Below are 24238 nucleotides of genomic sequence, written 5' to 3' on the forward strand. Positions count from 1 at the left end.
GCGAAAGGGGGGCGCGAGAACCGCGTCGCGGCGTGTAATGTCGAGACAGAGGTTGTGTCGAAGTACCAGTATGCGTTGAAACGCTTGCTGAGTAGTGACAGCGGGCGTTGCCGTACGGAGCCGAGGCTTTCCCGAGGCGGTCGGTCGCAGCAGCCCGAGGGACCACACCCGTGGCCCTCGAGATCGTCTCATGAAGGAGAAAGCAGTATGGCCCAGGGAACCGTCAAGTGGTTCAACGCCGAGAAGGGCTTCGGCTTCATCGCCCCCGACGACGGCACTCCGGACGTCTTCGTCCACTACTCGGCCATCGACAGCCGCGGCTACCGCTCGCTCGAGGAGAACCAGCGGGTCGAGTACACCGCCGGCCAGGGCGCCAAGGGCCCGCAGGCCGAGCAGGTCCGCCCGCTCTAAGCAGCGCTTCGCACCGCCGATGCCGGGCCCACCGAGGTGAGGCCCGCGCCATCCGACGGCATCCGGCCCCGGGCTCCTCACGGAGTCCCGGGGCCTTCGTCATTCACAGGTAGCCCGCCTCGGAGCCGGTGAAGCGGCACCGTGAGGGCAGGCCCTCGGCGAGGCGGTCCCGTACGATTCGCTGGTGATCGAGAAGGACCGGGCCCGTCGCCGGGCGTGGCCGTGGATGGCGCTGGCGGTGCTCCTCTCAGCGGTGCCGTCCCTGCTGATGGCCATGACCGCGCGCGGCGGCATCGACTACCTGCCGCTCGTCTCCTTCGCCTGGCGTTTCATCGGAGTCGACGCGCGATACCTGCTCGCGCTCGATCTCCTCGTGGTGGGTGTCCTGCCGCTGTTCGCTCTGTCAGCGGCCGGCTTCTCCTGGTTCTGGTGGCGAACGGGGATGGCCGGCGCCGCGCTCCTCGGCGTCATGGCGGTGGTCAATCTGGTGGTCTTCGTGGGTGAATGCCCATGGCCGTTCACCCCTGCGGAGGTCAGCGCGGGCAGCCAGCCTGACTACATCAGCAGCGGCCCCGCAAACCCATGGGCTCCACCGCTGCTCGCCACCATCGCCTGCGCTGCCGCCGCCTTGGCCCTATCCGTTGGCTCCCGCCGCGTGCGGGCGAGGGCCTCACCGGCGTGAGCGCGCGGTTGAAAGTTTCATCACGAGGCCGCCGCCTGTTCTGTGTGGGCTGTGCCGGTAACGCCAGATAGATGCGCCTCTGAAGGTCGGAGCGTCACCGGACCTCTCGATCGGCCTCTTGACGCCACCCGCTGTCCCCTAGTTTGCTCCGCCAATACCACCACCGACATCGACGCCCGTGGACGCGACCTCTCGTGCCACAGAAAATGTTAGCGCTAACAGCACTTCGTAGGACCCAGGCCTCCGCCTCGACCCACCCTCAGGAGTAGACCATGCATTCACCCCCCATCCGTTCGGCCGTCGGCCGGTGGCGTTCCCACGTCACCGTGGCGGCGCGTGTGTCCGCCGCGCTGGTGACGGTGCTGGCCGCGGCGCTGGTCTCGGCGGCGCCCGCGTCGGCGGCGGCGGCGCCGCTGGTGGGCGTCGGGTCGGGCCGGTGCCTCGATGTGGTGGGCAACACCGACGCGCAGGGAACCGGTCTGCAGATCTACGACTGCAACGGCCAGGCCAACCAGGCGTTCGAGTTCACCTCGTCGGGTGACCTGCGGACGTTCAACGGCACGCGGTGCGTGGACGCCTACGGTCAGGGCACCGCGAACGGCACCAAGGTGGTCATCTGGTCCTGCAACGGCCAGGCCAACCAGAAGTGGCGGCTCAACTCCGACGGGACGATCACGGGCGTGCAGTCGGGCCTGTGCCTCGACGTGAGCAACTACGGCACGGCCAACGGGTCCGCCGTCTACCTGTGGACCTGCCACGGCGGGACCAACCAGAAGTGGACCACCTCTGGCGGCCCGAGCCAGTCGCCGTCCGCGTCGCCGTCCGCGTCGCCGTCTGTGACGCCGACCGGCACGTGCCCGCTTCCGTCGTCGTACCGCTGGACCTCGACCGGCGCGCTGGCGCAGCCGAAGTCCGGCTGGGTGTCGCTCAAGGACTTCACCAACGTCACCTACAACGGCAAGCACATCGTCTACGCCACCACGCACGACACCGGGTCGACCTGGGGTTCGATGGCCTTCAGCCCGTTCACCAACTGGTCGGACATGGCCTCGGCCACCCAGACCAAGATGAACTCCTCCACGGTCGCGCCCACGCTGTTCTACTTCGCCCCCAAGAACATCTGGGTGCTCACCTACCAGTGGGGCGGGACCGCGTTCTCCTACCGCACCTCCAGCGACCCGACCAACCCCAACGGCTGGGGTGCGACGCAGACCCTGTCCACCGCGAACATCGGCGGTGGGGGCACCGGCCCGATCGACCAGACGCTGATCGGTGACGGCCAGAACATGTACCTGTTCTTCGCCGGCGACAACGGCAAGATCTACCGGCAGAGCATGCCGATCGGGAACTTCCCGAGCAGCTTCGGCTCCAACTACACGCAGATCATGAGCGACTCGACCAACAACCTGTTCGAGGCGGTCGAGGTCTACAAGCTGCAGAACCAGAACAAGTACCTCATGCTCGTCGAGGCGATCGGCTCGCAGGGCCGCTACTTCCGCTCCTTCACGGCCGACAGCCTGAGCGGGTCGTGGACGCCGAACGCCGCCAGCGAGAGCAACCCGTTCGCCGGCAAGGCCAACAGCGGTGCCACCTGGACCAACGACATCAGCCACGGTGACCTGGTCCGCAACAACCCCGACCAGACCAAGACGGTCGACCCCTGCAACCTGCAGCTGCTCTACCAGGGCCGCAGCCCGAACTCCGGCAACGTCGACTACGGTCTCCTGCCCTACCGCCCGGGCGTCCTGACCCTGCAGCGTTAAGGCGTATGACACAGGTCCCGCCTCCAAGCCCTGACATGTGAGGGTGGACCTGAAACGGGCGGGCTCGGCACAACGCCGAGCCCGCCCTCGTCATGTCCGACGCTCATTCAGCCCGCTGCCCCAGCGGATGTACGGGTGAATATCAATCCCAGACGGCCGTCTTCGTAGTCTCTGTCACCGGCCCTTACGAGAGTCCTGGTGACCTTCCCGCGAAAATCGATCACCACGGCACGGTGGGGTGCCTTCTCCTGGTCGTCCGCCCACACGATCAGATGGTCCTCGTCCCACCAGCCGACCACGTGTGGCGCGTCGTACGGGATGCGGGCGACCGACGCGCCGTCGGAGACATTCCAGATACAGATCTCGGCTTCGTTCCCGGGGCACCATGTGCTGAACCTGCGTCCGGAGGGGGAGTCGGCTCCCATTCCATCGACGTTGGGTGTTCCCTTGCCGAGCAACCTTCTGATCGGGCGGCCGTCGGGGGAGTAGAGGTCGATCCTCTTGTCCGTCGAAGACGCCACCATCGTGCCCTTCCCCAGCCAGGTGTAGTGGGCGTCGGGATCGTCGATGGTGACGCTATGGGCCTTCAGACTCGCCACGTCGATGACCGTGAACCCAAGACTGCGCTCCTGGGATCCGTGTGACTCCCGGATCGTCATGAGGATCTTGCGTCCATCGGGCGACCAACTCGGCCACGACAGGCCGCGTGGGGCACGGACGGTCGAGACGAGACTCCCGGCGCCGGAGGCCAGATCGGTGATCCTCGTGGTGTCGCGACCGCTTGAGGGGAAAGACGTGCTCGCCGTGACCGCTGAACGTCCGTCAGGGGAGGTGGCGCTGTCGCCGGAGATCTCTTTGGTCGAGGTCCCGTCCGGCGCGGTGCGCATCCGGATGAGCCCATCTTGGGGCACGTAGCCGATCAGGCGTACTGGATCATCTTGGTCCTCGTACACGACGATGCCCGACTTCGAAAGCCAGGCCGGCCGCAGACCTGGACTGGACGGCACCTGCTGCGCAGCGTTCTCCCGGTCTCCGTGGGAGCGGAGGTGATCCGCGGCTCGACGCGCCAAGGCGAGCAGATCCACTGCACCGGGAGCACCAGCCTGCTCCATGCTGAAGACGACGTTCCCGGCACGCACGACAACGGCCTTCGGATAGCCGGGAAAGACGATCGCCTGATCGCCCACCCCTCGCACCTGATAGTCGCTGTCGTCGACCTGCATGCTCGTCATGTACGCCTGCGCCTGTCGCTGGTCCGGAGCCACACGGGCGACGCGCGTGCGCACGATCTCGCCCTGATGCCCGGCATAGTCACAGGCATGGGGTGATGGCACAGTGACGTCGCCGATGTGCCTGTTCCTGGGAATCGCGGTGAGGTGCGCCTCAGGAAGCAGGGCGCAGGCGTCCGGCCATGCGGCCGAACTCACCCCGGACAGTTCCGGCGGACCATCGCCCCCGGGGCTCCTCCTCAGCAGCGTCAGACGCCTGACCGGAGCCTGACCGGGGCGGGAGCGAGTCTGCGCGAGATAGAAGTCGCCACCGGCACCGGCGATCGTCCTGCCCCAGACCGGCACGGCGAGGGTCTCTCCCCGTCCGGTCTTCGGATCCACTTCATGCAGGAGATAGGTGATCTCGTCACGCATCAGCATGCCGTAGACGGAGCGGCCGTCGGTGAGCAGGCCTTGGTACCAGGACGGAAAGGATGGGGAATGACGCGCCAACCGCCAGTAGGAACGCGCCGTACGAACATCGACGGCCTCCAGCACAGCGTCGGGCCCCGCCTGATATGCCACCACCGCGCGGTCACCGACCCGCACGACGGGACAGGCCGGCCAGCACCCGCTCCGTGCGGCGATCTTGTGCCCTGCGGTGTCCAGCAGCACGACGGCGTGGTCGACGACGAGACCGATCAGGTCGTCGGCCAAGGACACATCCACATTCGATGCTCTCGTGACGAGGAGTGACCACACGTCCCGCCCCGTCGCTCCGTCCAGCATGCTGAGGCGATCGCGTCCAGGGCAGCTCCCGCTCAGAACGGGCTGTCCGTTCTCCATGCCGACGGAGTCCGTCTGGCAGTCCCTCACGCCGCGTCTCCAGACGGTATGCCCGTCGCGCAGGTCGAGGCCCACGAGCTCCTTACCGGACTCAGTGGCGGCGACGGCCACCCGATCGCGCTTGACGTCCCCTCGGTCTCCCTTCCACGCGCCTGCCATCCGCAGTCCGTCGCGCCGCCAGAGCTCGTGGCCCGTGTACACGCCGATCGCGATCAACGATGTGATGTCCTCGGTGGCTCCCGGACGGCTGTACTCGGCGACGAGGACGTCCCCGAGGCTCATCCAGTTGCCGACGACCAGGTCGTCGCGCGCGTAGCGCCATACCTGCGCACCGCTGAGCATGTCGACCGCGGCGAACCCGAGCCGGGTCGACAGGGCGAGACGCCCGCGCCACCTCGCTCCGGCGGAGTCCGAGTCGGAGGGAAGCGGGATATCCACATGCCACACTTCGGCCAACCGGTTCCCGGTGGGAGCGCTCGCCGGTGAGGTGCTACCCGTCGGAAGCAGCAGCACACTCAGGGCGGCCAGAATGGCCAGCCGCGACGCGCGAATCAGCACGATTTGTTCCTTGAAGCCCGGTAGCTGTTGGTCAACCCCGGTTCGGTATAGCTGACCTTGTACTTCTTCGCCGGGCCGGTCACGCGGAAGGCATCGCCATTCGACTGCTTGGCGTAGCTCTCCTGCAGTTCGGAATTGTCGCCGTAGTCGTAAATGATTTCGACGTCGTACTCATAGGAGTGGTTGTGCGCCAAAGTGGACAACTGCACGGTCACCCGGTCGTTCGCGGCCAGCTCGATGCTCTTTCCGAGGAACGTTCCAGACCGGTTCTTCGTGCCGTACCCGGGACGCAGGTGATCGAGATCGGCCTTGATGTTGTACGTTCCGGCGTCGCCCGCGGTCGGCACCTGAATGCAGGTGCCCTTGAAGACAGGCCCGGCGCTCAGAATGCGCGGCCGGACGTCGATGATCCGTACGCTTCGGTTGCGCAGGCCCTGAATCACCACGGTGATGTACTGATAACCGACCTGTGCGCCCTTGTGCCGTCGCACCAGATCATCCCATTGTTCCCGGGTCGCGCCCCGGAGCAGTAGGAACCGGTCCGAGCCCTTCAGTAAGGCGTCCTCGAACGCGCCGACATCGCCCTCCCAGGGGCGTGAGGACGCGACCGCTCGTATGGGCTCTTCCTCTCTCCAGTCCTTCACTCCGTCTTCCGCCTGCAGATAGATATTGTTGACCACCACCGCGACCACTCCGGCGACTGCCGCCCCAAAAGTGGTGAGCGCCCAGATCAACGGCTTGGCGAACCATCGTGGCTTTTTCCCCGCCGGTGCGTCCGGCTCCTGCGTGGCCATGCCGGTCACCCCGTCTCCCGCAACTTCTTCGCCAACCGGCGCCCAAGCCCGGAGACGTACTCCGCATGGCCTGGAACGTCGAGTCGCACTAGGACCGCACCGACCCTGAGATAGAGACGGTCGCTCGTCTGACTGTCCCTCACCGCTTCATCTCCGATTTTCTCCAGTGGAGGGCCCTCATCGTCGTGGAATGCCAGCAGGTCCCGGTGGGCCGCGTGCTTCGACGGAAAAATCCACAACACCGTGACGGCGATGAGCGGGTCGCTGCTCCGTGCCGGCTCCAGGTCACAGGCGGCAGGCGTTGTCAGTCCAAGCTCCGCGGGAGCGGCGACCGGTCGCGGGATGTAGCGGGCCCCGGGAATCACGGCTCCAATCTCCTCGGGCCCCAGCAGCGCGCAGGCGTCGGGCCACTGTGAGGCGGCCACGCCATCTCTGTAGAGCAGACCCGGGTCGGTGGAACTGACAGCTTCGGTTCGATAAGCGCCCAGGGTGTAAGAGTCGTTTCTGTAGTCGGCACTGACGATCAGGAGCACGCCGCCGCCGCCCGTCACCAGCCAGGGCGTGTCGCCAGGGGCGGGACCGACGGTCAGCAGGCCGGCGTCGGGGCGAGCCCATCGGATGATCTCGACGGGTGTATCGGAGAACGTCTCCCGCACATAGATCTGCCCTTCCACCTCCACCAACTGACTGTCGGCACTGATCTTCATCGACCGTCGTGCCAGCGACTGCCTGCTGATCAAGTCAAGGCGTAGTTCATCGTCCAGAGCGCCTGGCCGGGTCACCGCGACGGCGTCGGCGCCAATCGTCACACCGCAGCCACATTCATCGTCCTGAGGATCCGGTGGATAGGCCAGGAGTTGGTGACCGGTGGCGTCGTACACGCTGATCCCGGCGGTTCCGTGGAGCGCGACCAGGCCGTCATGCACCTCGATTCCAATTCTTTTCGCCGGTGGCTGTGCTCTCTCCCAGAGTTGCCTGCCATCGGTCGTGGCGACGGCCCGCAGTCGTACTTCGCGGCCGCAGCGGACGACTACAGCGGCGATGCCGCCTTCCGCCGCACCCGAACCGAAGGAACAGTTCGGCGGTGACGAGATCCGCCACGCCGGCGCCCCATCGGCATCGCCAAGAGCCCACAACTCGCGGTGTCTCTGTCCGGCTACGACGATGCGCCCGTGTCCGGCGCCGAGAACCGTGGCATGAACCTGCTCGACAGAGCCGAGACGCATGGTCCACAGAAGCGCCCCGGTCTGAGGATTGACAATGACGGCCCTTCCTCCCGTCTTCTTTCCATCGGGCTCCGGGGCCACGAGCAAGAGATTTCTCGTCGGCAGAAGACGATAGGACCAGTCGACAAGCAGATCGGTCTGCGTGCGCCACCTGAGCCGTCCGCTGTACCAATCCCAGCCTTCGAGTACATTACCGGTCACTGTTACCACCGTATGGCCCGCGAGATGCGCTTCCGAGACCTCGCTCTCCGATGTCGTCTGCCAGACCGGACGGAGGAGGCCGGGGCGGATCGGTGTGAAGGCCGACTGATGTTCGGGCGTGAGATTAGGCTCGGACGCCGACACGAGACCGCAAAGAAGAACAACGAGAAGCGTCATAATGCCGACTCGTATGGCCATGCCCACCCTGCCTGATTGCTGTACGGCCATTGTTCACGATTCGAATATTCCCGCCACCGTTGTTACCGAAGTGGGATGCGATCAGGGATGGCCGGTCGTGCGATCGGTATTCTCTTGCGAGGGCGTGGCCTTATACGGCTTATCTGCACGACCAAATCCGGTACCGACGTCGCCGATGGTTCTGTAGACGTCTGCCGAGCACCGGCTGGTCAACGTTCCGGGCGGTGTCAGCAGAGCGCGAGGGCCGTGTGGATCAGGTGGAGGTGGGTGAACGCCTGAGGGAAGTTGCCCAGATGACGCCCCTGGACGGGGTCGTACTCCTCGGGGAGCAGGCCCACGTCGTTGGTGAGGGCCAGCAACCGCTCGAACAGGTCCACGGCCTCGTCCTTGCGGCCGACGAGGTCGAGCGCTTCGGCCAGCCAGAAGCTGCAGGCGAGGAAGGCGCCCTCGGCTCCGGGCAGGCCGTCGATCTCCTTGCCCTCGGAGACCGGATAACGCAGCACGAAGCAGTCGGTCATCAGCTCGCGTTCGATCGCGTCGATCGTGCCGACGACCCGGGGGTCCTCGGCGGGCAGGAAGCCGACGATCGGGATGAGGAGCAGCGCCGCGTCGAGTTCGCGAGAGCCGTACGACTGGGTGAACGTGCCGCGTCCGGGATCGAAGCCCCTGTCGCAGACCTCGGCGTGGATCCGGTCCCGCATGGCCCGCCAGCGCCTGAGGGGACCGGTGTGGCCCAGCTCCTCGATCGCCCGGACCTGCCGGTCGGCCGCCACCCACGCCATGACCTTGGAATGGACGAAGTGCCGCCGCGGGCCGCGGACCTCCCACAGGCCCTCGTCGGGCTGGGTCCAGCAGCGCTCCAGGAAGTCCATCAACCGGCAGACGATGGTCCAGGCGTAGTCGTGCGGCGGCATCCCCAGCTTGCGGGCCCGGTAGAAGCAGTTGAGGACCTCGCCGTAGACGTCGAGCTGAAGCTGGCCGGCCGCGCCGTTGCCGATCCGCACCGGCCGGGAGCCCTCGAACCCGGGAAGCCAGTCGAGCGTCTGCTCCGGCAGGCGCCGTTCGCCCGCCACGCCGTACATGATCTGGAGGTCCTCCGGGCGGCCCGCGATGGCGCGGAGCAGCCAGTCGAGCCAGGCGCCGGCCTCGGTGACGTATCCGGACTCGGTCAGGGCGTCGAGTGTCATCGCGGCGTCGCGCAGCCAGCAGAATCGGTAGTCCCAGTTGCGTACCCCGCCGAGATGCTCGGGCAGTGACGTGGTGGGAGCCGCCACGACGCCGCCGGTCGGGCTGTAGGTGAGCGCCTTGAGCGTGATGAGGGAGCGGATCACGGTGGCGCGGCAGCGGCCCGGGAGCCAGCAGCGGGAGGCCCACTCCTTCCAGAACCGGCTGGTCTCGACGAACTGCTCGCCGGGATCGATGATGCCGGGTTCCGGCTGGTGCGAGGGGTGCCACGTGAACACGAACGACCGGCGTTGCCCCGCGGCGATCGTGAAGACGCCGGTGTGCCGGCCGCCGCTGCCCTTCAGGTGGACGGGAGTGTCGATCCAGACGGAGTCGGGCCCGCCGATGGCGTGGAGGCGGCCGCCCAGGCGGCGGGCCCAGGGGACGATGCTGCCGTAGTCGAACCGGATGCTGATCTCCGTGGTCATGTGCACCGTCCCGGACACGCCCTCCACGATCCGGACCAGGGCGGGGTTGGCGTGCCGGGGAGGCATGAAGTCGATGACCTTGACGGTCCCCGTGGAGGTCTCCCACACGGTCTCGAGGATCAGCGTGTCGCCGGCGTACGCGCGCCGCGTCGCCATCTCGTGCCCGGTGGGGGCCAGCCGCCAGAACCCGTTGGACTCGTCACCGAGGAGCTTGGCGAAGCATGCGGGGGAGTCGAACCGGGGAAGGCAGAGCCAGTCGATCGATCCGTCGCGACCGACGAGAGCGGCCGACTGCGTGTCCCCGATGAGGGCGTAGTCCTCGATCCGCATGTGGACCACGCTACTCGCCGGGTGGCGCGTCACCCTCCGGGCGTGTCCTCGTCCTCGTGCGAGGGCCTGTGCCACCGGACGTCATGTCTTCGTGAACAGTGCGGGTCCGCGGCCTGGTTGCAAGACGATCCCGTCGCGACGTCAACTGACTCATATGGGTGCCGGCCGGCCGGGGAGCACTGCCATGACCAAGGACATCACCTACCGCAGGATCTACGAGGAGTCCTCACCCGAGGACGGCAGAAGGGTGCTCGTCGACCGCGTCTGGCCTCGGGGGATGCGCAAGGCGGACGCGCACCTCGACGAGTGGCTGCGTGACGTCGCCCCCTCCGCCGAACTGCGCCGCTGGTACGGCCACGAGCCCGGCCGCTTCGCCGAGTTCCGCCGGCGCTACCTCGCCGAGCTGCGCGAGCCCGAACGGCGGCAGGCCGTGGACCATCTGCGGGACCTCGCCGGCCACGACAGGCTGACGCTGCTGACCGCCACCCGCGACGTCGAACACAGCCAGGCCGCCGTGCTCGCCGAGTGGCTGACCGACCCCGGGAACTCCAGGGCCTGACGCGATCGCCCGGGAGCACGGCGTACCGGACCGGTGCCCGTGCCCTGTTAACCGCCACGACGCAAAAAATACCATCCGACAGGTATTTCGTGGCTGAGACGGCATGGCTCCTCCTTGTGCAAGTGAGGATGTCCCCCAGTTACACACTTCCGAGGCCAGTGGGGCATGTCAGGCCAGCGTAGGCCGCCTGTCGCTCCCGGGTGACGCCGTTCGCAAAGTTACATACCTACGCGAAGGTATGCGATAGTGAGCGAGAAACCACCGGTGACTCAGGGCACCAGTGTCAGCTCCCAAGTGGTGAACGACCGCGCACACCGCGCTCCGTCAGGCACGGCGCGCCCACATCCCCCGGCCAGACGAACCGCCGGCCAGCCCCCGGCGTCCGCCTGCCCGAAAACCCCCGATCACCCCACGGATCCCGAGCTTTCGAAGGAACCTGATGAAATTCGGAAACAATCTGCGGATCAAGACCGCCACCTCGTGGCTCCCGCCGGACCACGAGACCGTCGAGGACGCCGTCACGGCGGGCAAGCTGGCCGCCTCGGACGTCGAGCGGCTCGGACTCACCCAGCTGCCGGTCTCGGCCCAGTGGTCCGGCCCCGAGATGGCGGTGGCCGCCGCCCGCGACGCGATCAGCCGGGCGGGCTGGAGCCCGTCCAAGGTGGGCCTCGTGCTGCACACCTGGATCTACCACCAGGGACACGACATGTGGTCGCCACCGCACTATGTGGCGAACGAGCTGGGCACTCCCGACGCCCTGTCGTACGCCGTCCAGCAGGGCTGCAACGGCGGCGCGATGGCCCTCCAGGTGGCCGCGATGCACCTGGCCGCCGACCCCGGGCTCGGCGCCGCGCTCATCACCACCGGAGACCGCTTCCTGCCGCCCGGTTTCGACCGCTGGGCCTGCGACTACGGCTTGGGCTTCGGTGACGCGGGGTCCGCGGTGCTGCTGCACCACGGCGACGCGGGACCCGACGACTACGCGCTCGTGTCCATGGCCACCGAGACCGCCGCCGAACTCGAGCTGATGCTCCGGCACGGCGACGACTTCAGCCCCACGCCCTTGTGGCACAACGAGTACATCGACCTGCGCCGTCCGAAGAAGTCCTATATGGCGGTGCACGGCAAGGAGAAGTTCACCGAGATCGCCAGCCGGTCGATCCGCAAGGTGATCGTGGACAGCGTGCACGACGCGGGGCTGCGGCTCGACGATCCCCGGATCAAGTACATCGCGCTGCCGAGGCTCGGAACGGGCCTGCTGGACGGCATCTACATGCCGGTGCTGGACGAGGTGCTGAAGGCCGAGGCGCTGTGGTTCGGCGCGGTCACCGGCCACATGGGCTGCGGGGACTTCCTCGCGAACCTGGCCGACCTGCGGGACCAGATGCCGCTCGAACCGGGCGACTTCGCGCTGGTGATCAGCGGCGGGGCGGCCTGGACCTGGGCCTGCGCCGTCGTGCAGGTGCCGGAGGAGCGGATACCGGAAGGGGACGTCTGATGGCTCTGGGGCTCCTCGGCCTGGGCGGTCACGTTCCGCCGGTGGTCGTCGCCAACGCGCAGGTCGCCGAGTGGGCCGGCGTGGACGAGAACTGGATCGTCGAGCGGACCGGCATTCTGGAACGCAGGTACCGCGAGCCGGGCACCGCCACCTCCGACCTCGCGTTGAACGCCGCCCGTGAGGCGCTGGCCGTACGCCCCGGGGCGGCGGATCGGCTCGGGCTGATCATCGTGGGCACCTCGACGCCCGACCAGCCGCAGCCCTCCACCGGAGCGATTCTGCAGGACAAGCTCGGGCTGTCCGGTTTCCCGGCGTTCGACGTCAACGCGGTGTGCTCCGGCTTCCTCTACGCACTGGCGGTCGCCGACTCGATGATGTCGGCGCGGCTGTCCGGGCAGGGCGGCGAGTACGCCCTGGTGGTCGGCGCGGACGTCTACTCCTCGCTGATGGACTCCGCCGACCGGCGCACCGTCAGCCTGTTCGGCGACGGGGCCGGGGCGGTGCTGCTCGGTTCCGTGCCCGAGGGGTACGGCGTCCTGGACTGGCGGCTGGTCACCCACGGCGAGTACCGCGATCTGGTCGAGGTGACCGCCGGCGGCACCCGCCGGCCGCTGGACGCTCAGGCCCGGGAGGCGGGGGAGCACCTGTTCCGGATGAAGGGCCGTCCCGTACGCGAGTACGCGATGCGCACCCTTCCCAAGGTGATCGGCGAGGCGCTCGACTCGGCCGGGCTGCGGCTGGAGGACGTGGACCGCCTCATCCTGCACCAGGCCAACACCCGCATGGTCGAGGAGTGCTACCGCGAGCTGGGCGTCGACCCCTCCCGGGTACCGCTCACCGCACCGCGGTTCGGCAACACCGCCGCGGCCTCCATCCCGCTCACCCTCCGCACGGAGCACGAACGCCGTCCCTTCCGGCGCGGCGAGCTCCTGGTGCTGGCCGGTGTGGGCGGCGGCATGACCGCTGGAGCCGTCGTCGTCCGCTGGTACTGAGCCCGCCGGACCTCCGCCGGAAACCGGGCAAGCGCTGCGAAAAGGAGAGAGATATGCCGATGGCGACCGCGGCGGGGCACCGCTGCTACGAGCTGTGGGATCCGATGCCTGACGAGGTGCGGGAGGGCGCCAGGCGGTTCGCCGCCGTACAGGCGCTCAACGAGCTGGTGGGCGTGCTGCAGTACGTCGAGTGGCTGGACCGCGCCCCCAGCCACACCAGGCGGCAGATGCTCATGGCCAAGATCCAGGACGAGGTCGGTCACGGGCACGTGGTCGCACGCGTCGCCGAGGACCTGGGCATGCCGCGTGAGCGGATCCTCCTCGACTACCTGGAGGGCCGTACGCGGATCCACAACATCTTCCATTACTCCTTCGCGACCTGGGAGGAGGTCGGCCCCGGGCTGCTCCTGACGAACTCGGCCGCGATCACGCAGTTCCAGTCCCTGGCGAAGGGCGTGTACCTGCCGTACGCCCGGGCGCTGCGCAAGGTCGAGCGCGAGGAGTCCTTCCACTACCAGCACGCCCTGGACCTGACCCACGAGATCCTGACGCACGGTGACGCCGAGCAGCGCCGCCGGGTGCAGGAGGGGTTCGAGCTGTGGCTGCCGCGGATCCTGGCCTACCTCGGGCCGCCCGACACCGACACCCTGCACACCAACCGGATGTGGCAGGTCGGCCTCAAGCCGGACGGCAACGACGAGGTACGCCAGGCCTGGCTCAACAAGATCATCCCGGTGGTCCGGAAGCTCGGTCTGCACGTGGACCCATCGTTGGTCCGTCAGGCGCCCTCGGGCCAGTGGGAGTTCGAGATGCCCGACTGGGCCCAGGTGAAGAAGGTCATCGCGAACGGCGGGCCGTCGTCGCAGCGGCGGCTGGACTGGGTGCGCAGCGCCCTGGAGCGCAACGCGCCGTACCGGCGCGCGCTGCAGGGGGTGGCGTGAATGCCGCACATCCCGACCGACTCCGACGTCTACGAGGTGTTCGCGCAGAGCGGCCACGGCACGGCTCTCAACCATGTCGGCTCCATCGTCTCGCCGCGCCCGGACGCCGCCTGGCACCTGGCCAAGGAGACCTACGGGCGCCGCGACGACCTCGTCAAACTCTGGGTGGTCCGCCGCACCGACATGATCGTCTCCAGCGCGGGCGACCGCGACCTGCTCGCCGCCAAGACCCGGATGCCGTACCGCCAGCCCGGCTTCCCCACCGCACGCCGCCGCGACCGCTCCGCCGCCCCACCTGCCGCCGCCCCGCCGGAACGCCGCGACAGCGGTCTGACCGAGCGCCGCGACGACGCACGCGAGCCCGGGCTCACCGACCTGTGGCTGGCGCTCGCCGACGACCTGTTCGTCCTGGGCAACCGGCTGGGCGAACGCATCGTCGACTACATCGACCTGGAGGAGGCGCTGGCGGTCGGCTCCATCGGGCAGGAGGCGCTGGCGCACGCCGGGACGATCCTGGTGCTGTGCGGCTTCGACCAGCCTGCTGTGGATGCCCGGTTCTTCGACCGGGCGCAGGCGCAGTGGCAGGTGTCGCGCGTCGTCGAGCGGCTCACCGACTGGCCGTCCCTGGTGGCCGGCGGCCTTGTGATCGCAGCGGCCGTCGCCGTACTCGCCGAGCAGACCGCGGAGGCCGAGCCCGGCGCGGAGTGGCTGCCCGCGATCAGCGCCATTCGCGATGAGCAACTGGTCCACCTGGACCACTGGCGGCGGTGGGCGCGGGCGCTGGCCGCCTGGCCCGAGACCCGGACGGAGTTCGCGCGTGCCTACGCCGAAGTGACCGAGCGCGCCGGCGACATGTTCGGTGCCCGGCCGCAGTCGCAGGGACAGGGAGCTCCGGCGGCCGCGCCGCCCGCCGGTCCGGCTCTGGCCGTGACACTGCACGAGCGTCTCGCCGCGCTGGTCGGCGACAACGGCGGACCCGGATCGCGCCTGCCGGACGGCCCGCGGACGCGGACCTGGGGCGTGGGCGGGAGCGCACTGGCCGACTCCCTTTCCCGTGGTCGCGCGATCCGTGACCACTACGCCCCGGGGGTGTTCAGTTGAACGCCGACCAGCTCGCCGACGTGGTCGCCGGCGTGAGCGATCCGGAGATCGACGTGGGCCTGCGCGACCTCGGAGTGCTGCGCTCGGTGTCGCTGACCGACGGCCGGATCCGCGTCCACCTGACCCCCACCCGGCTCAGCTGTCCCGCCGTCGGTGAGATCGCCCGGCGGGTGCGGGCCGCGCTCGCCGAGGCGGCACCGGGGCACGGGATCGAGGTCGTGTGGGAGCGCGGCGCGTGGCAGCCCGCGGCGGTGACCGTCGCCGGCCGGGACGCGCTGCGCAGGGGCGGCTATCGCGTGGCGGGCACCGCTCCCAGGTGCCCCTACTGCGACAGCGAGGACGTCGAGCAGGCCGGCCGCTTCGGCGGAGCGGTGTGCAAGGTCCCCTACGACTGCCGCGGCTGCGGCTCGACCTTCGATGTGATCGGCACGGCCGGCTGCAACGCCATGCTCCCCACCCCCGTGAGAGGAGGGTCACGATGAGACTCAGCGGAAAGACCGCCGTGATAACCGGGGGCTCCCGGGGCCTCGGCCGGGCGATCGCGGAACGCTACCTGCAGGAGGGCGCGCGGGTGGTCTGCGCCGCCCGCAACCCCTACGACATCAAGGAGGTCCTCGACCTCGCACCCGGCCGCTGCGCCTACGTCCCCGTGGACGTCACCAGCGACGAGTCGGTCGCCGCGCTGATGGACGAGACCGTCGAACGCTTCGGCGGCATCGACATCCTGGTGGCCAACGCCGGCGTGAGCCGGGACGGGCGGGTGGACCGGCTGCCGGTGGCCGACTGGCAGGACATGGTGACCACCAACCTGACCGGGGTCTTCCTCTGCACCAGGGCCGCCGTCCCCCACCTGGAGCGCAGCGGCGCCGGCCGGATCGTCAACGTCTCGTCCAGCATGGCGACCCGGGTCGCGATCGGCGCCGCCGGATACTGCGCCACCAAAGCCGCGGTGGAGATGTTCACCAGGGTCAGCGCGATCGAGCTCGCCCCACGCGGCATCCTCGTCAACTCCCTGGCCCCGGGAATCCTCGACGAGGGGATGGGCCAGCAGCTCACCGGCAACGACCGGATCTGGTCGCGCTACAAGACCAGGCTGGCGCTCGGCCGGCCCGGCCACGCGGACGAAGCCGCCGACGCGGCGGTCTTCCTGGCCGGACCCGAGTCCTGCTACGTCAACGGCCACGTGCTGGAAGTGAACGGAGGCCTGCTGTGGTCATGACGTTCACTCCCGAGGTCGAGCACCCCGCCGTGCGGCTGGACGTCGACGGCGCGGTGGGCGTCATCCGTCTCGACCGGCCGCCGCTCAACGTGCTCGACCGTGCGGCGCAGGCCGCGTTGCGCCTCGCCGCCGCGCGGGCCGCGACCGACGAGCGGGTCCGCGCGGTGGTCGTGTACGGCGGGCCCACGGTCTTCTCGGCGGGGGCCGACATCAAGGAGATGGCCGCGATGACGCACGCCGAGATGGTCGGGCACGCGGCGGTGCTCCAGGCGGCCTTCGACGCGGTCGCCGCCATCCCCAAGCCGGTGGTGGCCGCGATCAACGGGCCCGCTCTCGGCGGCGGCTGTGAGCTGGCCCTGACCGCCGACGCGCGCATCTGCGGCAGCGAGGCGCGGCTCGGGCTCCCCGAAGTCCTGCTCGGCGTCATCCCCGGAGCGGGCGGCACCCAGCGGCTGCCCCGGCTGATCGGTCCGGCGAGGGCCAAGGAGCTGATCTTCAGCGGGCGCCAGGTGGGCGCGAAGGAGGCGCTGGAGATCGGCCTGGTGGACCAGGTCGTACCGACCGACCAGGTACTGGACAGCGCACTGCGCTGGGCGCGGCGCTTCGAGACAGGCCCGGCGCTGGCCCTCCACGCGGCGAAGACCGCCATAGACGCGGGCCTGGCGACCGATCTGGCCGCCGGGCTCGCCATCGAACGGTCGGTGTTCGCCGGACTGTTCGGCACCCAGGACCGTACGAGCGGCATGCAGGGGTTCATCACCGAAGGCCCTGGCCGCGCACGCTTCACCGGGAGGTAGTCACCATGAATCCAGCGACCGTCGAGTTCCAACGCGCCCGCGACCACCTGCTGTCCTCCTACGGGGACCTGCCGCGCGCCCGGGCCTTCCCCAGGCCCGAGGTGGGACAGGATTTCAGCTGGGTCGCGGACTGGTTCGATGTGATCGCCCAGGGGAACGACGCCATCGCGCTGCGCGTGGTCGACCTCGACCAGCGGGGAGAGGTCGTCGCCGACACCGCGCTGAGTTTCGCCGAGCTGGCCGAGCGCTCCCAGCGGGTCGCCCGGTGGCTGCGGGCGGCCGGCGTACGGCGGGGTGACCGCATGCTGCTGATGCTCCCCAACCGGGTGGAACTGTGGGAGTGCCTGCTGGCCGCGTTCCGTCTGGGCTGCGCCGTGATCCCCGCGTCCGTCCAGCTCACGCCCGACGACCTGGCCGACCGGCTGGAACGCGGTGGCGTGGGGCACGTCGTCGCCGAGGCCGGTCTCACCCCCAAGCTGGCACGTCTGAGCGGCGGACGCACGTGCATCGCCGTCGGCGGCCCGGTGCCGGGCTGGCTGGACTACCAGGGGGCCTATGCCGCCGAGCCGCTCCGGGAGGCGGTGCGGACCCGGCCCGAGGAGCCGTCGCTCATCTACTTCACCTCGGGTTCGACCAACCGTCCCAAGCTGGTCGGGCACACGAGCGTGAGCTATCCGATCGGCCACCTGTCCACCATGTACTGGATCGGCATCCGGCCGGGCGACGTGCACCTCAACATCTCCTCGCCCGGGTGGGGAAAGCACGCCTGGAGCAACCTGTTCGCCCCCTGGAACGCGCAGGCGACGGTCATGGTCGTCAACCAGCCGAGGTTCGCCGCGCGTCCGCTGCTCGAAATGATGTCGCGCTACGCCGTGACCACCTTCTGCGCGCCGCCCACCGTCTGGCGAAGCCTGCTCCAGGAGGACCTCACGCAGTGGCCGATCTCGCTGCGCGAGGCGGTGGCCGCCGGGGAACCGCTGAACGGGGAGGTGGTGCGCCGCGTCCGCGAGGCGTGGGGGGTGACGGTACGGGACGGCTACGGGCAGACCGAGACCACCGCCCAGATCGGGACTCCGCCGGGCATGGAGAGCGTCGACGGGGCGCTGGGCTGGGCGCTGCCGGGCTACGAGGTGGCGCTGCTGGACCCGACCACCGGCGTTCCCATCCCGGACGGCCCCGGAGAGGGCGAGATCTGCCTGCCGCTGGCCAGCCGCCCGCTCGGCCTGATGAGCGGATATCTGGGCAACTCCGAGGCGACCGCATACTGCACGCGCGGCGGCTACTACCACACCGGCGACATCGCCACCCGGGACGCCGACGGCCTCTTCCGCTACACCGGGCGGGGCGACGACCTCTTCAAGGCGTCCGACTACCGGATCTCCCCCTTCGAGCTGGAGAGCGTGCTGCTGCGGCATCCGGCCGTCGCCGACGCCGCCGTGGTGCCCTCACCCGAACCGCTGCGACTGGCCGTGCCCAAGGCGTACGTGGCGCTCGCCGCCGGCTACCGGCCGGAGGCCGAGACCGCACAGCTCATCCTCGCCCACGCCCGCGACCAGCTCGCGCCCTACAAGCGGATCCGCCGCATCGAGTTCGCCGAACTGCCCAAGACCGTCACCGGCAAGATCCAGCGCACCGAGCTGCGGCGGCGGGAGGAACAGCGGAGTTCGCGGTCGGCGCAGGAGTGGTGGGAGGAGGACTTCCAGAACTAGGTCGTGTCTGACACTCCCAGCCCCCCGCGACGTGAGCGGGCTGTGCGACGGGCGCGCGTTCCCCCGCACAGCTCGCCCGCCCGGGCCGACTACTCCCCGGAGACGAAATGAATGCCGTCATCATAAGCAGGGGTCAACGCAGACGAGCCGTGTTGAGCAGCCTCATCGGGAACAGCATCGAATGCTATGAGTTCCTCGTCTACGGCACGTTCTCGACGCTCTACTTCAACAAACTGTTCTTCCCTTCGTTCGACCCCGCCACCGGCACCCTGCTGTCCCTGTCGACGTTCGCGGTCGCCTTCGCGGGACGGCCGCTCGGTGCCTTCGTGTTCGGGCACTTCGGAGATCGGATCGGCCGCAAGGCGACGCTGGTCACCACGCTTGTCATGATGGGCGGCGCGACGGTCCTGATCGGCCTGCTGCCCACCTACGCCACCATCGGCGTCGCCGCCCCGATATTGCTGAGCGTCCTCCGGTTCATCCAGGGATGCTCCCTCGGCGGAGAGTCGAGCGGCGGGTTCCTGATGGCGCTGGAGAGCGCTCAGCCGAACAGGCGGGGCTTCCTCACCGCCGTCGTCGGCACCGGCAACGCCTGGGGACTGCTGCTGGCCAACGGCGCGCTCCTCCTCGTCACCGCGTTGCCGGACCGGCAGGTGCTGTCGTGGGGATGGCGACTGCCGTTCATCTTCAGCGCCGTGCTCGTGGGTGTCGCCCTCCACGTCCGGACGCGGCTCGCGGAAACCCCCGAGTTCGAGCGGTCGAAGGCCGAGGGCGCCGTCAGGAACCGGCCGGCGATCGACGTTCTGTCACGGTACGGTCTGATCACTCTTGGCGCGTCGCTGTCGATGCTTCCCATGTTCCTGGTGTTCTACCTCGGGTCGGTGTTCTCGCTCAAATACGGCGCGGCCATCGGTGTGGGCCGGCCCGTCATGCTGGTGCTGCTCGTCGCGTCGTGCGTCTTCCTGATCGTCGCCATGCCGTTCTTCGGCTGGCTCAGTGATCTCTTCAACCGCAAGGCGGTCTTCGTCGGCGGCGTCGTCGCCATGACGGTGGCGCCGTTCGCCTGGTTCCCCTTGCTGGACACCAGGTCCTTCCCTCTGATGGCTCTCGGTTTCCTGCTGCTGTTCACCGGGTTCGCCGCGAGCTACGGAGTGCAGGGGGCGTTCTGCGCCCGGCTGTTCCCCACGGTCGTGCGGTATTCCGGCATGTCCATCAGCTACAACGTGGGCGGGCTGCTCGGCGGCGCCGTCAGCCCGATCATCGCCGCGGCGCTGCTCGACAGGTTCCACAGCTGGACGCCGATCGCCGTCTACATGGCAGCCGCCGGCGTGATCGCTCTGGCCGCTTCGGCGTTCCTGCGGGAACGCTCCGGCAGCACGGCCGTACGGCGTGCCGCCGTACCACCACCTGCGACCGCCACGTCCCCCGGCCTCACGACCGCCAGAAGCTGATTCCACGCATCAGGCGGAACCGGTGGAGGTCTCCGTGCAATCTCCAGTGAGGGAGTACCGCATGTCGTCCTTGTCCGCTCCCAGATGTCCCGTTCTCGATCCCACAGGCGCTTCGGTGCACGCCGAGGCCGCCGCGTTACGCGCCGAAGGGCCGGCGGTGCTGGTGGAGCTTCCCGGCCCCGTCCGCGCCTGGGCGATCACCCGGCACAGCGTCATCCAGGCGCTCACGAACGACCCGCGCGTCTCGCGCGACTCCCGCCGGCACTGGCCCGGCTTGGCCGACGTGCCCGAGGGCTGGTCGCTCGCCGCGCTCACCATGCAGGAGAGCTTCTTCAACTTCTACGGAGAGGAGCACCGCAGGTCCCGGCGCCGCGTCGCCCCCTCGTTCTCGCCGCGGCAGGTCGAACGGATGCGCCCGCGGGTCCAGGCGACCGCGGACCGCCTGGTCAAGGCGCTGGCCGCGCTGCCCCCCGGGGCCACCGCCGACGTGCGCCACGCCCTGGCGCTGCCGCTGACCATCACCGTCATCTGCGACCTGTTCGGCGTCCCCGAACACATGCGCGCGGGGATCGGCAGCGGAATCGACGGGGCGCTGAACTCCTCGCTCGACGCGGAAGAGGCGGTGGCCGCCCACACCGCGCTGTACGACCGGCTCGGCGAGCTGCTGCGGTACAAGAGGGAACATCCAGCCGACGATCTGACCAGCGACCTGCTCCTGCCGGCCGAGCCCGGCGCGGAGCCGATGTCCGAGGCCGAGCTGCTCGGCACCCTCTTCCTCATGATCGGCGCGGGTCACGAGACCACCGTCAACCTCATCACCAGCGCCGTCCAGGCACTGCTCACCCATCCCGAGTACCTCACCCGGATCCACGAGGGCGCCATCGGCTGGCAGGACGTCATCGAGGAGACGCTGCGCATCGAGGGGCCGGTCATGCACATGCCCATGCGCTCCGCGCTGGAGGACATCGACCTCGGTGAGGGCGTCGTCATCCGCAAGGGCGACGCGATCACCATCGGATTCGCCGCCGCCGGCCGCGACCCGGAGCTTCACCCGCACTGCCCGGAACGCTTCGACCCCACACGGGCCGGCAAGGAACACCTCGCGTTCGGCCACGGCCCCCACTTCTGCCTCGGCGCGCACCTCGCCCGCCTGGAAGCGGAGGTCGCCCTGACCACGCTGTTCAACGAGCTGCCCGATCTCACCCTCGCCCACCCCGGAGAGCAGCCCGCCCGCCTGACCTCGTTCATGATCAACGGCCCCGTGGGCCTGGAGGTCGTCCCCCACCCCGCGTGACCGCACGGACTCCGGCCGCCGGAGGCGCACCGCGCCTCCGGCGGCACAGTCATGCCGTCGGCCGGCCGGTCCGAGGACGTCCCCGGCCTCACCGCCGGCCCACCGCCTGGGAAGCCCGGCCTCGTGCCCGGCAGTGCGCCGAAGCCGTGGGGAAGCGGGGCCGGCGCACTGGCACCCGCGCAGTGGCACCCGCACAGTGGCAGAGGAACGCGGACCCGGTCCCGGATGGGGAGACCTGTCGGCGTCGGCGCGGTCCGTGCGGAGAGCTCGGCGGCGGACCAGCGCTGGGAGGCCGGGGGTTTCCTGCCGGGGACGAGAGGCGTCAGCGGGAGCGTGGGGCGTCGGCGGGAACGCGAGGCTTCGGGCAGGGAGCGCGGGGTGTCGGCGGGAGCATGGGGCGGGAACGCGAGGCTTGGACGGGAACGCGAACGAGGCGGCGATCTGGTCGATCGCCGCCTCGTTCACCCTCGTCGCTCTGCCGATACGTCAGGTCCACAGCCCGCCGATCGCCATGGGCGAGCGGTGGCGCAGGGTGTTGTCCATCTGGATGTGCCGGGCGACGCGCTCGGCCTGGTTGCGTGTGGCGGCGATGAGCAGCGGCATCACCGACCCGGCCTCGGGCAGGCCCGCGTAGTACAGGCCCGGCAGGGTGCCCATCCCCCTGCGGTGCACCGGCAGGCCGTCCTGGTCGAGCGCCTCGGCGGGCAGGATTCCGTAGTCGGGCACGAAGCCCGTCGCCCAGATGATCGTCGTGATGCCGCCCGCGACCAGGTCCAGCGTGCCGCCGTAGTCCTTGATGAGCGAGGGGTCGTACTCGGGGGAGGGATCCGCCGCGGGAACGACCAGCCCGCGCTGCTCGATCGCCGCGTCGATGGCCTTCAGCAGCTCGCTCTCCTTGTGGGCGGCCGCCTGCGCCACGGCGCGGACGTTGTCCTCCAGCACCAGCACACCGCCCTGCGCGCCGCGGACGGAGCCGACGAGCGTGACGCCCTTCGCCGCCAGGATCGGCAGGCTCAGGTCCTGGCCGCCGTCCTTCCCGCTGAGCACCGACACGCCGGGCAGCACGGGGGAGTCACCGCGTCCACCCGACGCGGTCTCGAGGTTGCCCTCGGGCAGCAGCAGCTGCAGCCAGTCGAGGATCTGCGCGCCACGGTAACGCCGGGGCGCGGTCTTGTGCCCTCCGACCGCGAGGTACACGTCCCGGCCGGCGTCGCGGAGGTCGTCCGCGATCTGCTGGCCGCTGTTCCCCGCGCCCACGACGAGAACCGCGCCGCTCGGCAGGGACTCCGGATTGCGGTAGTAACGCGCGTGCAGCTGGGTGACCGAGAGGTCCACGCCCGCGGCCACCTCCGGCACACGTGGCGAGGAGTACCCGCCCAGCGCCGCGACGACGTTGCGGGCCTCGACGACGTCGCCGTCGTCCAGGCGGACACGGAAGCGCGCACCCTCGTGGAGCGCCTCGTCGATCGGGAACTCGACCATCCGGACACTTGTGTGCTCGCGGACCTGAATGCCCATCGCGGCCACGTAGCTCCGGAGACGTCCGGCCACCTCGCGGGCCGGCATGTACCCTTCGGGATCGTCCCCGTCGTACGGCCAGTCGGGAAAGGCGACCGTCCTGTTCGGCGTGTTGACGCGCAGGCTGTCCCAGCGCTCGTTGGCCCACGCCTGGCCGATCTCGCCGCGCTCGATCACCAACGCCTGGTAGCCCAGCCGGGAGAGCGCGCCCGCGACCGAGCATCCCTGCTGACCGCCGCCTATCACTACTGTCTCGGCGAACTCCGTTCCCATCCGTCCATTCCTCTCCGCAGCGAAATCAGAACTTGGTCCCGGGCAGCACGACGACCTTCCCGGTCGCCTGGTCGTTCTCCATGTGCCGGTGCGCCTCGACGATGTCGTCGAGGGCGAAGACCCGGTCGACGTTGGGCCGGTAGACGCCGGCCTCGACCTCGCCGACGACCCGTTGCAACACCGGCGCACCGGCGGCGCCCTTGAGGCTGTCGCTGTGGAAGGCCGTGAGTCTGGTACCCGGCGGGATCATCGCGATCGGTTCGAACTCCCTGATCAGCCAGCCGCTGAGCGAGCCGGCCACGCACACCGTCCCGCCGCGGCGCACCAGTTTCAGTGAGTCCGGCACCGTGGCCGTTCCGATCAGGTCCAGGACGTAGTCCGGGCCCTCGGGCCAGACCCTGTGCACGACGTCCGCCAGTGATCCTCCGTCGTCCAGGAGCACGTGGTCGACACCGACCGCTCTCAAGGCGTCCATCTTCTCCGTTCGCCGGGTCGTGGCCGCGGTGCGGAGGCCGTGGGCGGAGGCGATCGAGGCCGCCGCCATGCCGACCGACGAGGTCCCGCCGCGGATCAGCAGGCGGCCGGGCGCGCCGGGCACGACGCCCAGCGCGTCCAGCGAGCCCTGCGCGGTCAGGTACGTCTCCGGCAGCGCGGCAAGCACGTCCCAGGGCAACGTGGTGGAGATCGGCATGAGCAGCGAGTTCGGCAGCAGCGCGTACTCCGCGTATCCGCCGTCGAACTCACGGCCCATCTCGCCCATCACGGCCGCGACGGTCTGGCCGACCGGCAGCGCGTCGTCGGTCGAGTCGGCCACCGTTCCCACGCACTCGATCCCGAGCACCCGCGGGAACTTCACGTTCGGCGAATGCCCCTGACGGGTCCTCAGCTCGGATCGGTTGAGACCCGCGCCCTCCACCCGGACCAGGCTCCAGCCGTCGCGGACCGGAGGCATCGGCAGTTCGCGGATCTCGAGTACCTCCGGGCCACCCGCCCGGACACAGACCGCTGCGCGCATCG

Annotated in this window: 20 protein-coding genes; 14 read left to right on the forward strand and 6 right to left on the reverse strand. The window is 69.5% G+C overall.

What is annotated here, in order from left to right:
• Positions 1–207: 207 nt before the first annotated feature.
• The 3 genes from HHX37_RS22145 to HHX37_RS22155 all read left to right on the forward strand — a co-directional run bounded on the left by HHX37_RS22145 (position 208) and on the right by HHX37_RS22155 (position 2856).
• Positions 208–411, forward strand: a complete 204-nt coding sequence (locus tag HHX37_RS22145; RefSeq protein ID WP_111701102.1) for a cold-shock protein — start codon at positions 208–210, stop codon at positions 409–411.
• 184 nt (positions 412–595) lie between these two features.
• On the forward strand, positions 596–1093 hold the full coding sequence (locus HHX37_RS22150; protein ID WP_182886598.1) for a hypothetical protein: 498 nt from the start codon (positions 596–598) through the stop codon (positions 1091–1093).
• A gap of 272 nt (positions 1094–1365) precedes the next feature.
• Positions 1366–2856, forward strand: coding sequence for a non-reducing end alpha-L-arabinofuranosidase family hydrolase (locus HHX37_RS22155; RefSeq protein WP_182883511.1), 1491 nt, complete (start codon positions 1366–1368; stop codon positions 2854–2856).
• Between the two features lie 107 nt (positions 2857–2963).
• Here HHX37_RS22155 and HHX37_RS22160 read toward each other — a convergent pair whose 3' ends face one another.
• From HHX37_RS22160 to HHX37_RS22175, 4 genes are all read right to left on the reverse strand, one after another.
• Positions 2964–5468, reverse strand: a complete 2505-nt coding sequence (locus tag HHX37_RS22160; protein WP_182886599.1) for a PQQ-binding-like beta-propeller repeat protein — start codon at positions 5466–5468, stop codon at positions 2964–2966.
• A complete protein-coding gene (locus tag HHX37_RS22165) occupies positions 5462–6262 on the reverse strand; it encodes a hypothetical protein (protein ID WP_182886600.1) in 801 nt (266 codons plus the stop codon). The genes HHX37_RS22160 and HHX37_RS22165 overlap by 7 nt, the downstream gene beginning before the upstream one ends.
• Positions 6263–6267: 5 nt before the next feature.
• Positions 6268–7887: a PQQ-binding-like beta-propeller repeat protein gene (locus HHX37_RS22170; protein ID WP_182886601.1), complete on the reverse strand. Its 1620-nt coding sequence runs from the start codon at positions 7885–7887 to the stop codon at positions 6268–6270.
• Positions 7888–8114: 227 nt separating this feature from the next.
• Positions 8115–9869 carry a glycoside hydrolase family 15 protein gene (locus tag HHX37_RS22175; protein WP_182886602.1) on the reverse strand — a complete coding sequence of 585 codons (1755 nt, stop codon included), beginning with the start codon at positions 9867–9869 and terminating at the stop codon, positions 8115–8117.
• 184 nt (positions 9870–10053) lie between these two features.
• On the opposite strand from HHX37_RS22175, the gene HHX37_RS22180 reads away from it, so the two are divergent.
• The 11 genes from HHX37_RS22180 to HHX37_RS22230 all read left to right on the forward strand — a co-directional run bounded on the left by HHX37_RS22180 (position 10054) and on the right by HHX37_RS22230 (position 21430).
• Entirely contained in the window at positions 10054–10428 is a 375-nt protein-coding gene (locus tag HHX37_RS22180; RefSeq protein WP_182886603.1) for a DUF488 domain-containing protein, read from the forward strand.
• 439 nt (positions 10429–10867) lie between these two features.
• Entirely contained in the window at positions 10868–11926 is a 1059-nt protein-coding gene (locus HHX37_RS22185; protein ID WP_182875537.1) for a ketoacyl-ACP synthase III family protein, read from the forward strand.
• A complete protein-coding gene (locus tag HHX37_RS22190; protein WP_182886604.1) occupies positions 11926–12918 on the forward strand; it encodes a 3-oxoacyl-ACP synthase III family protein in 993 nt (330 codons plus the stop codon). Before HHX37_RS22185 ends, HHX37_RS22190 begins: the two co-directional genes overlap by 1 nt.
• 53 nt (positions 12919–12971) lie before the next feature.
• Complete coding sequence (locus tag HHX37_RS22195) at positions 12972–13859, forward strand: Phenylacetic acid catabolic protein (protein WP_182883223.1); 888 nt, start codon at positions 12972–12974, stop codon at positions 13857–13859.
• Complete coding sequence (locus HHX37_RS22200; RefSeq protein ID WP_182886605.1) at positions 13860–14960, forward strand: Phenylacetic acid catabolic protein; 1101 nt, start codon at positions 13860–13862, stop codon at positions 14958–14960. It begins immediately after the preceding gene.
• Positions 14957–15442, forward strand: coding sequence for an iron-sulfur cluster assembly protein (locus HHX37_RS22205; protein ID WP_182883225.1), 486 nt, complete (start codon positions 14957–14959; stop codon positions 15440–15442). The genes HHX37_RS22200 and HHX37_RS22205 overlap by 4 nt, the downstream gene beginning before the upstream one ends.
• Entirely contained in the window at positions 15439–16179 is a 741-nt protein-coding gene (locus tag HHX37_RS22210) for an SDR family NAD(P)-dependent oxidoreductase (RefSeq protein WP_111701112.1), read from the forward strand. Before HHX37_RS22205 ends, HHX37_RS22210 begins: the two co-directional genes overlap by 4 nt.
• Positions 16176–16976, forward strand: coding sequence for an enoyl-CoA hydratase/isomerase family protein (locus tag HHX37_RS22215; protein ID WP_182886606.1), 801 nt, complete (start codon positions 16176–16178; stop codon positions 16974–16976). Before HHX37_RS22210 ends, HHX37_RS22215 begins: the two co-directional genes overlap by 4 nt.
• Positions 16977–16981: 5 nt before the next feature.
• Entirely contained in the window at positions 16982–18685 is a 1704-nt protein-coding gene (locus tag HHX37_RS22220; RefSeq protein ID WP_182886607.1) for an AMP-binding protein, read from the forward strand.
• 152 nt (positions 18686–18837) lie between these two features.
• Positions 18838–20136 (forward strand): MFS transporter, encoded by a 1299-nt coding sequence (locus tag HHX37_RS22225; protein WP_182886608.1) that lies wholly within the window; start codon positions 18838–18840, stop codon positions 20134–20136.
• 61 nt (positions 20137–20197) lie between these two features.
• Positions 20198–21430, forward strand: coding sequence for a cytochrome P450 family protein (locus tag HHX37_RS22230; RefSeq protein WP_182886609.1), 1233 nt, complete (start codon positions 20198–20200; stop codon positions 21428–21430).
• A gap of 486 nt (positions 21431–21916) precedes the next feature.
• Here HHX37_RS22230 and HHX37_RS22235 read toward each other — a convergent pair whose 3' ends face one another.
• Positions 21917–23221 (reverse strand): flavin-containing monooxygenase, encoded by a 1305-nt coding sequence (locus HHX37_RS22235; protein ID WP_182883229.1) that lies wholly within the window; start codon positions 23219–23221, stop codon positions 21917–21919.
• Positions 23222–23246: 25 nt separating this feature from the next.
• Entirely contained in the window at positions 23247–24236 is a 990-nt protein-coding gene (locus HHX37_RS22240) for a zinc-binding dehydrogenase (RefSeq protein ID WP_220499743.1), read from the reverse strand.
• Positions 24237–24238: the final 2 nt, after the last annotated feature.

This window comes from Microbispora sp. H10885 (assembly GCF_014161415.1).
In the GTDB taxonomy this organism is placed as follows: Bacteria; Actinomycetota; Actinomycetes; order Streptosporangiales; family Streptosporangiaceae; genus Microbispora; species Microbispora triticiradicis.